Source organism: bacterium, assembly GCA_020440705.1.
Taxonomy (GTDB): Bacteria; Krumholzibacteriota; Krumholzibacteriia; order LZORAL124-64-63; family LZORAL124-64-63; genus JAGRNP01.
On the sequence record JAGRNP010000094.1, the window covers coordinates 1 to 15,530 of the forward strand.

General features: G+C 68.9%; 12 protein-coding genes. 1 reads left to right on the forward strand and 11 read right to left on the reverse strand.

The features are described 5' to 3' along the window. Positions 1-52: 52 nt before the first annotated feature. From KDM41_13180 to KDM41_13230, 11 genes are all read right to left on the reverse strand, one after another. Entirely contained in the window at positions 53-1,570 is a 1,518-nt protein-coding gene (locus KDM41_13180; GenBank protein MCB1184380.1) for a NapC/NirT family cytochrome c, read from the reverse strand. 129 nt (positions 1,571-1,699) lie between these two features. Then, positions 1,700-3,259, reverse strand: a complete 1,560-nt coding sequence (locus KDM41_13185) for a cbb3-type cytochrome c oxidase subunit I (protein ID MCB1184381.1) — start codon at positions 3,257-3,259, stop codon at positions 1,700-1,702. Further along, the gene (locus KDM41_13190) at positions 3,260-4,291 is read right to left on the reverse strand and encodes a c-type cytochrome (protein ID MCB1184382.1); all 1,032 of its coding nucleotides are present in this window, start codon (positions 4,289-4,291) and stop codon (positions 3,260-3,262) included. It abuts the gene before it with no gap. An 82-nt stretch (positions 4,292-4,373) separates the two neighbouring features. Continuing rightward, positions 4,374-4,682: a hypothetical protein gene (locus KDM41_13195; GenBank protein MCB1184383.1), complete on the reverse strand. Its 309-nt coding sequence runs from the start codon at positions 4,680-4,682 to the stop codon at positions 4,374-4,376. 12 nt (positions 4,683-4,694) lie between these two features. Further along, the gene (locus KDM41_13200) at positions 4,695-5,879 is read right to left on the reverse strand and encodes a quinol:cytochrome C oxidoreductase (protein ID MCB1184384.1); all 1,185 of its coding nucleotides are present in this window, start codon (positions 5,877-5,879) and stop codon (positions 4,695-4,697) included. A gap of 65 nt (positions 5,880-5,944) precedes the next feature. Beyond that, positions 5,945-6,595, reverse strand: coding sequence for a cytochrome c (locus tag KDM41_13205; protein ID MCB1184385.1), 651 nt, complete (start codon positions 6,593-6,595; stop codon positions 5,945-5,947). A 3-nt stretch (positions 6,596-6,598) separates the two neighbouring features. Next, entirely contained in the window at positions 6,599-7,144 is a 546-nt protein-coding gene (locus KDM41_13210) for a DUF3341 domain-containing protein (protein ID MCB1184386.1), read from the reverse strand. Continuing rightward, the gene (gene nrfD / locus KDM41_13215) at positions 7,141-8,601 is read right to left on the reverse strand and encodes a polysulfide reductase NrfD (GenBank protein MCB1184387.1); all 1,461 of its coding nucleotides are present in this window, start codon (positions 8,599-8,601) and stop codon (positions 7,141-7,143) included. The genes KDM41_13210 and nrfD overlap by 4 nt, the downstream gene beginning before the upstream one ends. Positions 8,602-8,695: 94 nt before the next feature. Next, on the reverse strand, positions 8,696-11,815 hold the full coding sequence (locus KDM41_13220; protein MCB1184388.1) for a TAT-variant-translocated molybdopterin oxidoreductase: 3,120 nt from the start codon (positions 11,813-11,815) through the stop codon (positions 8,696-8,698). A 36-nt stretch (positions 11,816-11,851) separates the two neighbouring features. Further along, positions 11,852-12,580: a cytochrome c3 family protein gene (locus tag KDM41_13225; protein MCB1184389.1), complete on the reverse strand. Its 729-nt coding sequence runs from the start codon at positions 12,578-12,580 to the stop codon at positions 11,852-11,854. Positions 12,581-12,754: 174 nt separating this feature from the next. Then, a complete protein-coding gene (locus KDM41_13230; GenBank protein ID MCB1184390.1) occupies positions 12,755-13,078 on the reverse strand; it encodes an iron-sulfur cluster assembly accessory protein in 324 nt (107 codons plus the stop codon). Positions 13,079-13,301: 223 nt separating this feature from the next. Here KDM41_13230 and KDM41_13235 point away from each other — a divergent pair, with 223 nt between their 5' ends. Then, a complete protein-coding gene (locus tag KDM41_13235) occupies positions 13,302-15,446 on the forward strand; it encodes a thioredoxin domain-containing protein (GenBank protein MCB1184391.1) in 2,145 nt (714 codons plus the stop codon). Positions 15,447-15,530: the final 84 nt, after the last annotated feature.

The following is a 15,530-nucleotide window of genomic DNA, read 5'->3' on the forward strand; positions in this document are numbered from 1 at the left end:
GGTGTTTCTGCCTTTCACCCGGCGTCGCGCGTTGTGCAGGGTCGGGAACCGCCTACCCCCCGTGGCACTCCGAACAGTCCGTCACCTTCCACTCCCCGTCGATGTCCTCCGGATGCACGTACTCCACGCTCTCGAGCGAGACGTATTTCGCGCCGTCCTTGCGTTCCTGCGCCATGATCGTGTGGCAGATGTTGCAGTCGCGGCTGATGACCTGGCCGTCCTCGGTCTCGTGGTTGCCGTCGTGGCAGCGGAAGCAGCCCGGCGTGTTGAGGTGGCCGATGTGGTCGGGGAAGTCGCGCCAGTTCACCTTCATCTCGGGGAAGATGTTGGTGTCGAAGAGGCGCTTCGTCGTCTCGATCGTCTGCTCGATCTCCGCGGCCCTGGCGGCGGCGAGTTCGGCGTCGGCCTCGGCGTAGTGTTCGCGGATGCCGGTCTCGATGGCGGCGAAGGCCTCGGGCGTCGACTCGTACTCCTCGCTGAGCAGGTCCACGGCCACGGTCTTGATGCCGGGCAGGGCCGGATCGATGTGGCCGAGGGCCATGGCCTCGTTCACGAGGCGGGCCGGCGGGTTGTAGTGGTGCGTCGGCCGGTTGTGGCAGTCGATGCAGTCCATGGTGCGGATCTCGTGGTCCGCCACCTGCGCGTCATCGAAGTCGGCCTCGTTGTCGCGGAAGATGCGCACGTTGCCGTCGCGGTCGGTGGCCCTGACCCAGGGGATCTCGGTGCGCTTCTCGTCGGTGGCCACGTACTCGATGGTCTCGGCGTCGTAGATGTGCTCGTAGTGGATGCCGTGGGTCGGGCCGATCTCGGTGCCGCCGCCGATCTTCATCAGCAGGTGCAGCTTCCAGTGGGTGTTCTCCTCCTCGTACCCGTAGTAGTCGTGGATCACGAGCTTGTCGTTGGAGAAGTGGGCCGGCCAGTGGCACTGCTCGCAGGTGTCCCGCGAGGGGCGCAGGTTGGCGATGGGCGTCTCGATGGGCCGCGGCACCTTGTCGAAGAGCACGGCGTAGACCTGGTACAGGCCGGAGATCTTCGCCTTCACGAACCACTCGGCTCCCGGCCCGATGTGGCACTTCACGCAGCCCACGTGGGCGTGCGGCGAGACGGAGTAGGCCGTGTACTCGGGCTCCATCACCTCGTGGCACATGGTGCCGCAGAACTCGTCGCTCTCGGTGTACTCGTAGGCCTTGTAGGTGCCGAAGCCGCTCATGGCCGCGAACAGCACGCCGCCGATGCCCAGGACGAGCGTCGCCCGCATGTGGGTCGGGTTGTTGAAGTCGATGGTGGGCAGCTTCTCGGTGCTGGGCAGGCCGAGCCGCCGGCGGCGCTGCTGGCGCACGATGCCGAAGATGGCGATGGCCAGGCCGAGCACCAGGAACGCCGGCAGGATGACGAAGGCCACGATGCCCACGTAGGGATTGTGGTCCGACGCGGTCGCCTCGAGGATGATCATGAAGGCGATCAGGCCGAGGGCCAGCGCGGCGACCAGCGCCCCGATCAGGGTCGTCGCGTTGTAGTAGGAAGCCGGCAGGCGACGGCGGCGGGGCGATTTCGGTGAACTGGCGGACACGACATACCTCCCGGAAGAGAACTCAACCTGCCAATCCTATAACACAACCTGTGAATTTCCCAGCAAAAGAAGAGGACTTCATCCGGAAGTCCTCTTCTTGAATTGATTATCATGAATCAACTTAGGAAATCAAGCCTCGTCGAAGTTGCCTTCCGGCGGGGGCGACGGGACCGTCCATTCGAGGGACGTCGCGCCCCACGGATTCTGCTCGGCCGCGGCGTCGCCCCAGAGGGTGACCAGCAGGTTGCCCGCGGCCACGGCCAGGCCGGAATAGACGCACAGCCAGCCCAGCGAGCTGATCTCGGCCAGCTTCAGGGTCACCGGCACCACGCCGGCGAAGCCGGCCGGGACGCCCTGGGCCCCCATCACCAGCTGCGGCACGAGCGCCAGGTTGATCCCGATCAGGTAGATGATGGCGCCGATGCGGGCCACCTCGTCGTTGTAGCGCCGCCCCATCATCTTGGGCCACCAGAAGTGGGCGCCCGCGAAGAACGCCGACAGGACCCCGCCCCACATGACGTAGTCGAGCTGGGTCGAGGCGAACATGGTGGCGCCGAGGTACTGGCCCACCGCCGGGCTGGCGATGAACAGGCCGAGCACCGCCGCGAAGCCCGCGTTCAGGATGAAGGCCACCGAGTAGGTCGTCGGCGAGGCGCAGGCGATGGAGCCGCGGTACAGGGTCGACAGCCAGGTGAAGGCGATCAGGGCCACCGGCACCGCCGCCAGCAGGCTGATGAACCCGAAGACCAGGGTCCCGCCCGGCGTCAGGCCGTTGCCGATGAGGTTGGCGCCGTAGCTGACCACGCCCAGGCCGGTCAGGGCGATGAGCGAGCCCACGATGGTGCGGTAGCCGCTCGAGTCCCGGCGGGCCACGCCGCTGATGACGTCGCTCACCAGGCCCGCGGCGGGCACGAGCGCGAAGTACGCCGCCGGCCGCATGGCGACCCAGAAGTAGGTGCGCCAGGCCATGGGGTCGGCCTCGGGGCCGAACATGCCCGAGCCGGACAGGCGACTGCCGGCCAGGTAGAGCACCACGATGGTGAAGATGCCGCCGGCCACGACGAGCAGGTAGCCGCCGAGATAGAAGCCCCATGCCGTCAGGGGCATGTCGAAGAAGCCCATGCCCTCGCGCCGCGCGTGGTGCACGGTGACGACGAAGTTGACGCCCATGGCGAACCAGCAGATGCCCATCAGGGCCAGGCCCACGGCCAGCACGCCGAAGGCGCCCGGATCGAGCAGCGCCAGGCCCGAGTCGAGGGTCCAGCCCGAGCTGACCGGGCCGAGGACCATGCTGGCCACGATCAGGATCAGGCCGACGGCGTAGGTGCGCAGGGAGGCCTGCGCCAGGCCCGGCAGGGCCATGTTGCGCGCGCCGAGCTGCAGAGGCAGCACGAAGTGGCCGATCACGCCCGGCAGCACCGGCACGAGCCAGCCCATGACCAGCACGATCCGCAGATAGGTGACGGTCTCGAGCAGGATGCGGTTGCCGATGCCCGGCCCGCCGACGGCCTTCACCTGCGGCAGGATCGCCAGGATCATGCCCAGCAGGAAGGCGCCCATGGTCCAGCCCATGAACATCAGCGAGATGCGCTTGTGGTCGGTGGAGGCGAACCACGCCCCCGAGCCGTGGGGCCCGCCCAGGAAGCTCCTGCGCACCTGTTCGGCGGCCGAAGGGAACACGTCGTGCATCTACTTCTCCTCCTGGGCGTCTTCGCTCGTCCCGTCCGTGGCCGGAGCCTCGTCCGCGGCGGCATCGCCGGCCGGCTCGACGTGGTCGGACAGGGACTTCAGGAACTCGGTGATGGCCTCGATCTCGCGGTCGTCGAGCTTGCCGGCGTAGGGCGTCATCACGGGCTGGAAGCCGGCGACCACGAACGCGTTCGGGGTCAGGATCGACTCCTTGATGTAGGCGGCGTCGACGACGGCCTTGCGCCCGTCCGTCGACTCGACCTCGTGGCCGTAGATGTTCTGGAACGACGGCCCCACCAGCGGCGCGCCGTTGAGGGTGTGGCAGGCCATGCAGCCCTGCTTGGTGTAGAGCAGCTCGCCCACCTCGGCCAGGGTGCGTCCGGCGAAGATGTCCTCGACCGTGGCCAGCCAGGCCTGGAAGTCGGTCGTCGACAGGCTCAGCAGCCGGGCGGTGAGGCTGTCCTGGGTGGCGACGCTCGAGGCGTCGCTGTAGATGGGGAAGTCGCCGGCGGCCGTGGCCTCGAACCAGGCCTCGGTGGTGCGTCCCGGGAAGATGGTCTGCTGCACCCGCAGGGCCGGGATCGCCATGCCCTGGGCCACGTCGGCGCTGGTCATGACCAGGCGCGTGGGCCGCCCCACCTCGACGCGCAGCGTGTCGGCCACGTGCCCGTTCGGGTAGGTGAAGTCCCAGGCTCCCTCGCGGGCCGTGACGCCGACGGTGTAGGCCCCGTAGGGCGCCACGTTCTGGTCGACGAAGGCGGGCAGGCCCGACTGGAAGGCGAAGCCCGCCAGCAGGACCGCCCCGAGCACCCACAGGCCGAGCCACAGCTTGTTGTTGCTGCCGGCCGGCATCCGCTCCGGATCGCCGTCCCTGCGCAGGAAGGTGCGCACGAAGACCATCGCCAGGCCCGCCGTCACCACGAGGGCGCAGATGGCCAGGACGTAGATGCCGAGGAAGGCGCCGTCCACGCCGGCGGCGTGGGTCGAGGCTCCCTCGGGGAACCAGGCTGTCGTATTGGCGCTGCCGATCAAACCGTTACCTCTTTCGTGCCGTCCCAGCGACGGTCGGGTCATTCTGGGGTCGCGGCGGGCCTTCCCGCCGGCCGGGCCGGACCTAGCGTCCCTGCTCCCGGGCCACGACTCGTTCCATGGCGTCCTCGATGGGCATGCACAGCCTGCCCGCTTCCTCGTCGAGGTACCGCACCTTCTCGGCGAGCAGTCCCTGCTGCTCGGCCCGGAGGGTGCGGGACTCCTCGCTGATGTCGGCGGCGTAGATCTTCGCCGCGATCTCGCGGTTCCGGGCGGCGTTCCAGCCCCCCATCAGGAACAGGGACAGGGCGATGACGAACGCGATCGCCGCCAGCCCGCCCAGCACCACCGCGGGCGTGTCGAATCCGGTCTTCTTGTTCTCGGCCGAGGCCATGCGCATCTCCTTCTAGGCGTTCTCGAAACGCAGCGATTCCTCGAGTCGCGGATCCCGCGTCGGCACCAGCGAGTTGCCGCTCGCCAGCCGCGCCACGCCGGCCAGCCAGATGCCGCCGACGCCGATGAATCCGGTCACGTACATGGGATGGAAGGTCAGGCTCTCGCTGAACGAGGGGATGACCACCCAGTACAGGTTCAGCCACTGGGCCGCGATGATCCACAGCGCCCAGAAGGCCAACAGCTTGCGGCTCCGCTTGGTGAAGCGCGAGACCAGGCCCGCGAAGGGCAGCACGAAGGTCGCGAAGAGCGTGCCGTAGGCGATCAGGTCCCAGCCGTGCCGCGTGCGCAGCATGTACCAGCTCGTCTCCTCGGGGATGTTCGCGTACCAGTACAGCATGAACTGGCTGAAGGCGATGTAGCCCCAGAAGAACGTGAAGGCGAACATGGCCTTGCCGAAGTCGTGGAAGTGCTCGGGGCTGACGATCTTCTGCATGCGGCCGCTGTTCTGCAGGCCGAGGGTCATCAGCGTGAGCACGGCGAAGAAGCTCACGAAGCCGCCCGCCCAGTAGTACACGCCGAACATGGTGCTGAACCACAGCGGGTCGACGCTCATGAGCAGGTCGAAGCCGGCCATGGCGATGGTGATGGCGCAGGCCATCAGCGAGAAGCCCGAGAAGTTTTCCAGCCTCCGGGTGTGCCTGAGGTCGCCGTCGGCGTCCTGGGCCACCGACGTGCGCCAGAAGAACATGCCGTAGCCGCTCCAGATCGCGAAGTAGATCACCCAGCGCAGGGTGAAGGCGCCCTGGCTCAGGTAGCCCGCCTTGTGGTGCATGGCGTGGCTCGCGGCGACCACCGGATCGCTCCAGCCGTACACCTTGCCGGCCAGCAGGATCACCGGGATGGCCAGCACCGCCAGCAGCGGCATCACCGCGGCCATGACCTCGGCCAGGCGCCGGATGACGACGTTCCAGCTCGCGCGGGTCACGTACATGATCGGCAGGAAGACGAGGGCGCCCAGGCTGATGGCCAGGAAGAAGGCGAAGTTCACCAGATAGGCGAAGGCGAAGTGCCGGAAGCCGTCGCCGACCGCGGCGCCGAGTCCGGCCGTGGCGGCCAGGCCGATCACGCCGATCAGCGCGCTGATGCCGAACACCTTCGACCCGAGACCCTCGAGCGTGGTCTTGGTGTCTTCCAAGCGGGGAACATGGTGGTGAGCCAATTCAGTCTCCCATGCTGGGCCGGTCGCGCCGACCGGACCGTTTACTTGCGCAGGGCGGCCCGGGCCTCGGCCGGGACGTCCTCGATGCTCGCGTTGCGGGACAGCTGCAGCGCCCGCACGTAGGCCGTGATGGCCCAGCGGTCTTCCGGCGTCGTCTGCGGCCCGTAGGCCGGCATGTTCCGGATCCCGTGCTTGATCGTGTTGTAGATGTGCCCCACCGGACGGTCGACGACCGTCTGGCTCGTCAGGTCCGTCGGCGGCGTCCAGGTGCCCTCGGCCAGGGCCGCGGCCCTCATGTTCACCAGACCGTTGCCGTTGCCCGACGCGCCGTGGCACGGGGCGCAGTGGATGTTGAAGCGCTCCTGCCCGCGGTACATGAGTTCGCGGGTCACCTCGACCGGGAAGGTGGTCACGAAGAGCGTGTCGCCCGGCACGCGGCCCTGGAAGAACGCGTCGTCGGCCTCGAGGCGGCCCTGCGCCACGGTGCCGGCCGGATGGTGCCGCATGGACTGGCCGTCGGCGAAGAAGGGGTTCACCGTCTGCGTCTTGAACTTCACCTGGTCGTCCATGTCGTAGACGACCTGGATGCGCGGCTGGGACTTCAGCGAGTGCCGCGACTTGTACACCAGGCCCATGGGGATCAGGCTCAGCGCGACCAGCAGCAGCAGCACGTACAGGATCGGGCGTGGCATCTGTCAGTCCTCCGCACTTTCGTTGACTTGCTCGACGACCGCGCCGCCCAGCGACTCGAGGAACTGGCGGGTCCGCGTCGCGTCGTACTTCGGATCCTTCGCCTCGATCACGATGAAGAACCGGTCCTGCGTGGCGCGCCGGAACCGCGCGCTGGTGAACAGCGGGTGGTACCAGCGCGGCAGGCCGTTCAGGATCCACATGCCGAAGAACGCCGCAAACGCGCTCAGGAGCACCGTCAGCTCGAACATGATGGGCACGTTGGCCGGGATGCCGAACAGCGGCTTGCCCGAGATGATGAACGGGTAGTCGACGGCGTTCATCCACCACTGCATGAGGGTGGCGAGGCCGAGGCCCGTCAGGCCGCCGCCCAGCACCAGGAAGGGCAGGCGCGTGCCGCGGATGCCCATGGCGTCGTCCATGCCGTGGACCGGGAACGGCGTGTGCACGTCCCACTTGGTGAAGCCCGCGTCGCGGGTCTTCTCGACGGCCTTCATCAGCACCGAGGCGCTGTCGAACTCCGCCATCAGGCCGTAGGTCCGGTCGCTCATTTCGCACCTCCGTCGCGCACGTGCTTCGGGATGTCGCCGTGGTAGTCGCCGACCGAGCGCCGCTCGCCGCTGTGGGCGTCGGCGATGGGCATCACGGTCTTGACCTCGGCCATGGCCACCATGGGTGCGAAGCGGATGAACAGCAGCACCAGGGTGAAGAAGAGGCCGAAGCTGCCCACGAAGGTCAGGATGTCGACGATGGTCGGGTCGTAGTAGGCCCACGCCGACGGGAGGAAGTCGCGGCTCAGCGACGAGACGGTGATCACGAAACGCTCGAACCACATGCCGATGTTCACGAAGATGTACATCACCCACATGACCGGGATGCTGGTCCGGACCTTCTTGAACCAGAAGAGCTGCGGCGTGATCACGTTGCAGCTGACCATGATCCAGTACGCCCAGGCGTAGGGGCCGAAGGCGCGGTTGATGAACGCGAAGCTCTCGTTCGGGTTGCCGCCGTACCAGGCGATGAAGAACTCGGTGGCGTAGGCGAAGCCGACCATCGAACCCGTCGCCAGGATGATCTTGTTCATGTTCTCGAGGTGGTGCTTCGTGATGATGCTCTCCAGCCCGAACCACTTGCGGGCCGGCACCAGGCAGGTGCCCACCATGGCGAAGCCGGAGAACACGGCGCCGGCGACGAAGTACGGCGGGAAGATCGTCGTGTGCCAGCCGGGCAGCTGCGCGGTGGCGAAGTCGAACGACACGACCGAGTGCACCGAGAGCACCAGCGGCGTGGCCAGGCCGGCCAGCAGCAGGTAGGCCTTCTCGTAGCGGTGCCAGTGGCGGTGGCTGCCGTTCCAGCCCAGGGAGAGCACGCCGTACACGATCTGCTGGATGCGGCCGCGCGCCCGGTCGCGGAAGGTGGCCAGGTCGGGCACCATGCCCATGTACCAGAAGAGCAGCGACACGGTGGCGTAGGTGCCGACGGCGAACACGTCCCACAGCAGGGGGCTGCGGAAGTTGGGCCACATGGACTGGTAGTTCGGGATCGGGAACAGCCAGTACACCACCCAGACGCGGCCGACGTGGATGCCCGGGAAGATCCCGGCGCAGATGACCGCGAAGATCGTCATGGCCTCGGCGAAGCGGTTGATGCCCGTCCGCCACTTCTGGCGCAGCAGGAAGAGGATGGCCGAGATCAGCGTGCCCGCGTGGCCGATACCGACCCAGAACACGAAGTTCACGATGGCCCAGCCCCAGCCGACCGGATTGTTCAGGCCCCAGACGCCGACACCCTTGATGAACAGGTAGCCGATCATCAGGAACATGATGCCCGTCAGGCCGGTCGTGAAGGCGAACGCCGCGTACCAGGCCAGCGGGGTCTTCCGCTCCAGCGCGATGTCCGACACGACCTTGGTGACCGTCGTGAGGTCATGGGTCCCGATGACGAGCTCGACCGGTGTGGTCGGGTCATCGATGGTGTTGTCGAAAGGGTCGGTGACCGACGATTTCATGTTTCAGGCTCCAGCTCCGTTGGGGACCGTGTCCCGGGAACGCTCTTTCCGATCCTGTCGTCGTCCGGCGGGCCCCGTGGGCCCGGCGGCCTTTCTATCCGTGGCCCTGCCCCGCGTGGCCGGCATCCTGTCCCGTCTCCTGACCACCGCCGTGGCCGCCGCCATGGCCGCCATCGTGCATGGCCACCGGCGTGATGGCCGGGTTCGGGTTGCGGATGCGGGCCATGTAGAAGGTCCGGGGCTTCAGGTTCAGGTAGTTCAGCAGGTCGTACGACCGGCTGTGCTCGCGCAGCTTGCTGACCCGGCTCTCCGGATCGTTCAGGTCGCCGAACACGATGGCGTCCGACGGGCACGTCTGCTGGCACGCCGGCGTGATGTCGCCGTCGCGCATGGCCCGGCCCTCGGTGCGCGCCGCCACGCGGGCGCCCTCGATGCGCTGCACGCAGTAGGTGCACTTCTCCATGACGCCGCGGGCGCGCACGGTGACATCCGGGTTCAGCACCAGGCGCTGGGTCTCCGTGAGGTCCTCGAAGTTGTTGAACCAGTTGAAGCGCCGCACCTTGTAGGGGCAGTTGTTGGAGCAGTAGCGGGTGCCGACGCAGCGGTTGTAGACCATGGCGTTCAGGCCCTCGCGGGTGTGCATGGTGGCGGCGACGGGGCACACCTGCTCGCACGGCGCCATCTCGCACTGGGCGCAGGCCACCGGCTGCTGGGCCACCTTCGGGTCGTCGGGATCGCCCATGAAATAGCGGTCCAGGCGCACCCACGACATCTCGCGACCGCGGGAGACCTCGTCCTTGCCCACGACGGCGATGTTGTTCTCGGCCTGGCAGCCGATCACGCACGCGTTGCAGCCGTTGCAGAGGTTCAGGTCGATGGCCATGCCCCACTTGTGCCCGTTGTACTCCCACTCCTTCCAGAGCGACTCGAGCGGCGGGCTGTGGATGCCGAGATGGTCGACGAAATGCTCGTCGGCCTTGTACTCCGCGAGGGAGCCCTCGCGGACCAGGCCCGGCACGCGCTTCTGGATCTCCTGCGCGCCCGCCTGGTCGATGGCGTGATGGTCCTGGGTCGTGGCCAGCTTGTAGGTGGCGCCGGTCTTCGCGAGCTTCAGGCCGTGGTCCTGGTGCAGATGCGCGAAGGTGCGCAGAGCGTAGGCGTTGAAGCCCGCTCCCTGGCCCACCCGGCCGGCGTCGCCGCGACCGTAGCCGAGGTTCACCGTCACCGCGTGGCGGGCCTGGCCGGGCAGCACGTACACGGCCATCTCGAGTTCACGGCCGCCGTAGCTGAGCCGGACCATGTCGCCGTGCTTCACGCCGAGCTCGTCGGCGGTGGCCGGGCCGAGCAGGGCCGCGTTGTCCCAGGTCAGCTTGGTCATGAAGTCGGGCATCTCCTGCAGCCACGCGTTGTCGGCGAAGCGGCCGTCGAAGACCGACTGGTCGTGCACGAAGTGGATCTCCAGGTCGTCGGCCGACAGGTGCGGCGGCTCGGCCGGCGCCGTCAGCGGCGTCCCGGCCAGGGCCAGGGGCTCGCCGTGGGCGCGCCCGCTGTCCTGGCGGAAGCCGTCGTGGATGAACGCGCGCCAACGCTTCTCGAAGCCGCCGTCGGCGTCGACCGCGGGCGCCGCGCCCTGGCCGCCGGTCATGGCGTGGAAGCTGTCGCGGGCGATCTCGTGGCTCGTGCGCGGGGTCGGATCGACGAACGCGCTAAGCACCTCGGTCGCCGTCTTGCCGCCGAAGAGCGGCGCGATGAGCGGTTGCACGGAGAGGTGGGTCATGTCCCAGCCCATGGCGTCGCCCCAGCTCTCCAGGTAGTGGGCCTGCGGAATGTGCCAGGTCGCCAGCTTGCTGGTGGCGTCGTCGTGGGTGGCCAGGTGCACCCGATGCGTCGCCTTCTGCATGGCCGCGGCGAAGTCGAGATCGGCCGGCGCCGTGTAGACCGGGTTGCCGCCCAGGATGACCAGGGTCTCGACCTGCCCCTTGTTCAGGGCCTCGACGAGCTCGGGCAGGAAGCGGATCTGGGGCGTCTGGATGGGCAGGTAGCTGACCGTGTGGCCGACATTGCCCAGCGCCTCGTTCAGGGTGTGGACCAGGGCGTGCACCTCGGGATCGAGGCGCAGGCCCGCCACCAGCAGGCTCTCGCCGCGGTGGGCCATCAGGTCCTTGGCGACCGCCGACAGGTGCTCGCCGCCGGCCGCGTGGCCCTTCCAGCGGGCCAGGGCGGCCCGATCGACACCCGCGCCGTGGGGCAGCGGCAGGCCTTCGCCCAGCACGAGCTCGGCCGCGAGGGCCCAAACCGCCGCGGCCATGTGGGTCGCGGGCGTCGGGAAACGGTGGTCGGCCATGCCGCCGGTGATGCTGTAGGTCGTCTCCCAGCAGTACAGCCGGTTCATGTGGCCGTCGTCCGGGCGCCGGGCGGCCGAGAACTGCTTGCTGTTGCGGATGGCGGTCGGATGGTCCTGCAGCAGGTTGGCGTCGAGGTCGACGAGCACCCGCGCGTGGGACAGGTCGAGCTGGCACAGGGCCGCCGTGCCGAAGGCCAGCTTGGCGCCCTTCATCTCGTTCACGCGGCACACCGGCTCCCACAGGAAGACCCCGGCACCGGCCTGGCCCAGTCGGGCCAGCAGCGCGTTCTGCGCCGGCGACGTCGAGGCGCCGGCCAGCACGGCCATGCGGCCCTTGCCGGCCCCCCGGGCGAAGGCCAGGAAGTCGTCCCAGCTTCCGCCCGACCGCCCCATGCCGTTGCGCCGCAAGATCTTCTGACTGCGGTCAGGGTCATAGACATCGAGCACGCTGGCCTGGGCGAAGGCACTCGTCGCCCCTTGGCTGAGTCCCATCGCGGGGTTGCCGTCGACCTTGATGGGCCGCCCGTCGTAGCTGGTCGCCACCACGCTGCTGGCCACCGGACCGAGCTCCATGGTCGTCGCGAACCGCATGGGCGTGCCCGGCATGACGCCCTCGGGACGCTGGGCGAAGGGAACGATCTTCTCCTGCGGGAAGCGGCAGCCCGCCAGCGAGGCCATGGCGATGGACGCCGACATGACCTGCAGGAAGCGGCGCCGGCTCCAGCCGTCGCCCTGGGCGTCGACCCCGTGGGGGAACTCGTTCTCCACCTGGGCCCGGTATTCGTCGGTGTTGGCCAGCTCCTGCAGACTGCGCCAGTAGTTGGCGCTGTGGATCGGGCTGCCCGCGCTGACGACGTTCTTCTCGGACATTCTGGAACCTTCCTGACCTCTCCGGCCCACCCCGCCCTAGCGGTGGCAGGTGGCGCAGTCCTCGGACGGGTTGATCTCGTATTCGGCCCGCAGACGGGCGCCCAGCACCGTCGGATCCTCGTTGGGGACCCAGTGCATGTCGGTGACGAATTCCTTCGGCCGCAGATTCGGCTCGGGGTTGCGGTGGCACTCCAGGCACCAGCCCATGGTCAGGGGCTTGGCCTGCTCCACCACTTCCATGCGGTCGACCTGTCCGTGGCAGCTCACGCACCCCACGCCCGACTGGATGTGGCCGGCGTGGTTGAAGTACACGAAGTCGGGCAGGTCGTGGATCCGGATCCAGGGAATGGGCTCGCCGGTCTGGGCGCTCTGGCGCACCAGTTCGAGCTTCTCGCTCTGGGTCCGGACCGAGGCGTGGCAGTTCATGCAGGTCGCGGTGGCCGGGATCGTGGCCTTGGCCGTGGTCTCGACGCCCAGATGGCAGTAGCGGCAGTCGATGCCGAGTTCGCCGGCGTGCAGGGCGTGGCTGTAGGGGACCGGCTGCTCGGGCGCGTAGCCCATGGCCGACATCTGCGGCGAAAACACGCCGGTGATGAGCACCACGGCGTACAGGAGCCCGCCGGCCGCCAGGACGGCCGTCAGCTCGCGCAGCCTGTTCACCCACCTGGGGAAGACGAACTTGTCGGTGGTGCCGGCGCCGTCCGCGCCGCCCCGGTCCTGGTTCTGGTCGAAGTTCTCGGGAGCCAAGCGACTCTCCCCCTTCATCGGCGCTGAAAGGTTGAGGTCCTGGTCGGAGTGGCTCCGGACCGGGACGTGCCGAATTCGCGTGCAAACAGCGGGTTTGTGTGCCGGATCGGGGCCGATAATAGTGTCCGGCCGTTTTCATGACAACGGAAAAAACCGGACCTCAAGGGCTTCAATTGCGGCCCCGACGCCCGGCTACTTCGTGTCGAAGGACTGCCCGCACGCACAGCGGGTCGTCGCATTCGGGTTGTCATAGTGGAACCCACCACCCACGATCGCCTCCACCCAGTCCACCGTCAGGCCGGAAATCCGCTCCAGATCGGCGGCGGCGCAGAGGATCCTCACCCCATCCTGCTCGCAGACGTGGTCATCTTCCCCCAAACCGTCCACGATTTCAACGAGATACTTGGTGCCGGCGCATCCGCCCGGCTGCACACCGATGCGCACGGCGCCGGAAGCGGGCCGGGATGCCAGGCGGCGCTTGATCTCCTCGATCGCGTTGGCGGTCAGGTGGATCACCGTCGGACTCTCTGCGGGCTGGGGAGGTGGTCGGTGTCGATCGTGGAGAAAAACTATCCTGCAGCGCACCCAAAATCAAACCGGAGTTTCGCGGGCCGGGCCGTGGCGACCACGGCGATCCGACCTAACTTGTCGGGGTGACGACGAACCCGCGACGACGCGACGCCGGCCTCCGCCCCGCGCCCGAACCGCCGGCCCCTGCGGCCGGCTTCGACAGGATGCCATGAGCGACGACAACAACAACAGCGACAACGACTTCCCACGGAATCCGCCTCCCTCCGCCTCGCCGGACGACCTGCGCCGCCACGGCAATCGCCTGCGCGACGAGGCTTCCCTCTACCTGCGCCAGCACGCCCACAATCCGCTGGACTGGTATCCGTGGGGTCCCGAAGCCCTGGAACGCGCCCGCACCGAGAACAGGCCGGTCTTCCTGAGCATCGGCTACTCGTCGTGCCACTGGTGCCACGTCATGGAGCACGAGGTCTTCGAGGACGACGAGGTCGCCGCCTTCATGAACGCCCACTTCGTGAGCATCAAGGTCGACCGGGAGGAGCGCCCCGACCTGGACAGCGTGTACATGGACGCCGTGCAGGCCATGACCGGACGCGGCGGCTGGCCCATGTCGGTCTTTCTCACGCCCGACCTCAAACCGTTCCACGGCGGCACCTACATTCCCCGCGACCACTTCCTGCAACTCGTCCGGCAGATCGACGAGGTGCTCCGCACCCGGCGCGCCGACGTGGAACGCCAGGCCGACCAGGTGACGGATCACATCGCCGCCGCGCTGCCCGCCGGTCCGGCCCCGGCCGACGCCGCCCTCGACGCGAGCCTGATCGATCGCGCCGTGGCCCGCGCCGGCGAGGTGTACGACGCCGTCAACGGCGGCTTCCAGCAGCAGCAGAAGTTCCCCACCCCGGTCAAGTGGCGCTTCCTGCTGCACCGGCATCGCCGCCGGAACGACCCGGACACGGCCGCCCGCGTCGCCCACACCCTCGAGGCCATGCAGGGCGGCGGCCTCCAGGACCACGTGGGCGGAGGCTTCCACCGCTACACGGTCGACCACCGCTGGACCGTCCCCCACTTCGAGAAGATGCTGTACGACAACGCCCAGCTCGCGGCCCTGTACCTCGAGGGCGGCGCCGCCCTCGACCGGCCCGACTTCACAGCGACCGGCCTGGACACCCTCGACTTCCTGATGCGCGAGATGCAGGACCCGGCGGGCGGCTTCTACGGCAGCTTCGACGCCGACAGCGGCGGTGAGGAGGGCACCTACTACGTGTGGTCGCCGGCCGATCTGGCGGCCGCCGTGGGCGAGGCCGACGCGGCGATCCTCGCCGACGTGCTCGGCGTCGACGAGAGGGGCAACTTCGAAGGCACGGGCGCGAGCGTGCTCACCCGCCGGCACGACCTGGGCCGGATCGCCGCCCGCCACGGCCGCAACCTCGAGGACGTCGCCGCGCTCTTCCCCCGCCACCGCACGGCCCTGCGGGCCTTCCGCGACCAGCGCACCCCGCCCGGCCTGGACCGCAAGATCATCACCTCGTGGAACGGCCTGACCATCGCGGCCCTCGTCCTCGGCTACGCCGCCACGGGCAGCACCCGCTACCTCGACGGCGCCCGCCGGGCCGCCGACCACCTCCTGGCCCGGCACCGTCGCGCCGACGGCACCCTGTGCCGGGCCACGAGCGAGGGCCGCGCCGCCGGCGAGGGAGTCCTCGACGACTACGCCTTCCTGGCCGACGGCCTCGTCGACCTCTTCCAGTACGGCGGCGACCCGCGCCATCTCGCGGCCGCCCGCGAGCTGATCGACTTCGCCCGCGTCGATTTCGCGCGGGACGACGGCCCCGGCTACCACCTCTCGGGCCGCCGGGCCGATGCGCCCCTCGGCCGCACCGTCGACTACTTCGACAGCGTCATCCCCTCGGGCAATGCCGTGATGGTCCGCAACCTGGTGCGGCTGGCGGCCCTGACCGGCGAGTCGGGCTATCGCGACGAGGCGGTCGCCATCCTGTCCGGCTGGCACGACCTGCTGCGCCGCGGCGGCCTCGAGCTCGCCGGCTGGCTCGACGCCCAGCTCCTCGTGGCCGGCCCCTGCCTCGACGTCGTCATCGCCGGCGATCCCGACGACGACGGCACCGCCGCCCTGCTGCGGACCTACCGCAAGGTCATGCCGGCCCATGCCGTCCTGGCCCGGGTGCCCGCCGCCGGCGCGCCGGACGACCTGCTCGCCCTGGCCCCGGCCCTCGCGGGCAAGGCGGCCCGGGACGGCCGCGCGACGGCGTACGTCTGCGAGCACGGGGCCTGCCGCGCGCCGACGCCGGATCCTCGCGAGTTCGAATTGCAGCTGCGGGGGGCAGGGGGGCGGTAGGTTTCCGCCCCGGCAGGGCGGACCGGCCCGACCGCCCCCGGGGTGGGGTCGTTTCGTGAGGTCTTGGGAGTGCGGTCGTCCCCG

Bases quoted from the DNA above. Each gene is read 5' to 3' on its own strand.
- KDM41_13185 (MCB1184381.1), bottom strand. From the start codon at position 3,259: ATGCACGACGTGTTCCCTTCGGCCGCCGAACAGGTGCGCAGGAGCTTC.
- KDM41_13195 (MCB1184383.1), bottom strand. From the start codon at position 4,682: ATGGCCTCGGCCGAGAACAAGAAGACCGGATTCGACACGCCCGCGGTG.
- KDM41_13205 (MCB1184385.1), bottom strand. From the start codon at position 6,595: ATGCCACGCCCGATCCTGTACGTGCTGCTGCTGCTGGTCGCGCTGAGC.
- KDM41_13210 (MCB1184386.1), bottom strand. From the start codon at position 7,144: ATGAGCGACCGGACCTACGGCCTGATGGCGGAGTTCGACAGCGCCTCG.
- nrfD (MCB1184387.1), bottom strand. From the start codon at position 8,601: ATGAAATCGTCGGTCACCGACCCTTTCGACAACACCATCGATGACCCG.
- KDM41_13220 (MCB1184388.1), bottom strand. From the start codon at position 11,815: ATGTCCGAGAAGAACGTCGTCAGCGCGGGCAGCCCGATCCACAGCGCC.
- KDM41_13225 (MCB1184389.1), bottom strand. From the start codon at position 12,580: ATGAAGGGGGAGAGTCGCTTGGCTCCCGAGAACTTCGACCAGAACCAG.
- KDM41_13235 (MCB1184391.1), top strand. From the start codon at position 13,302: ATGAGCGACGACAACAACAACAGCGACAACGACTTCCCACGGAATCCG.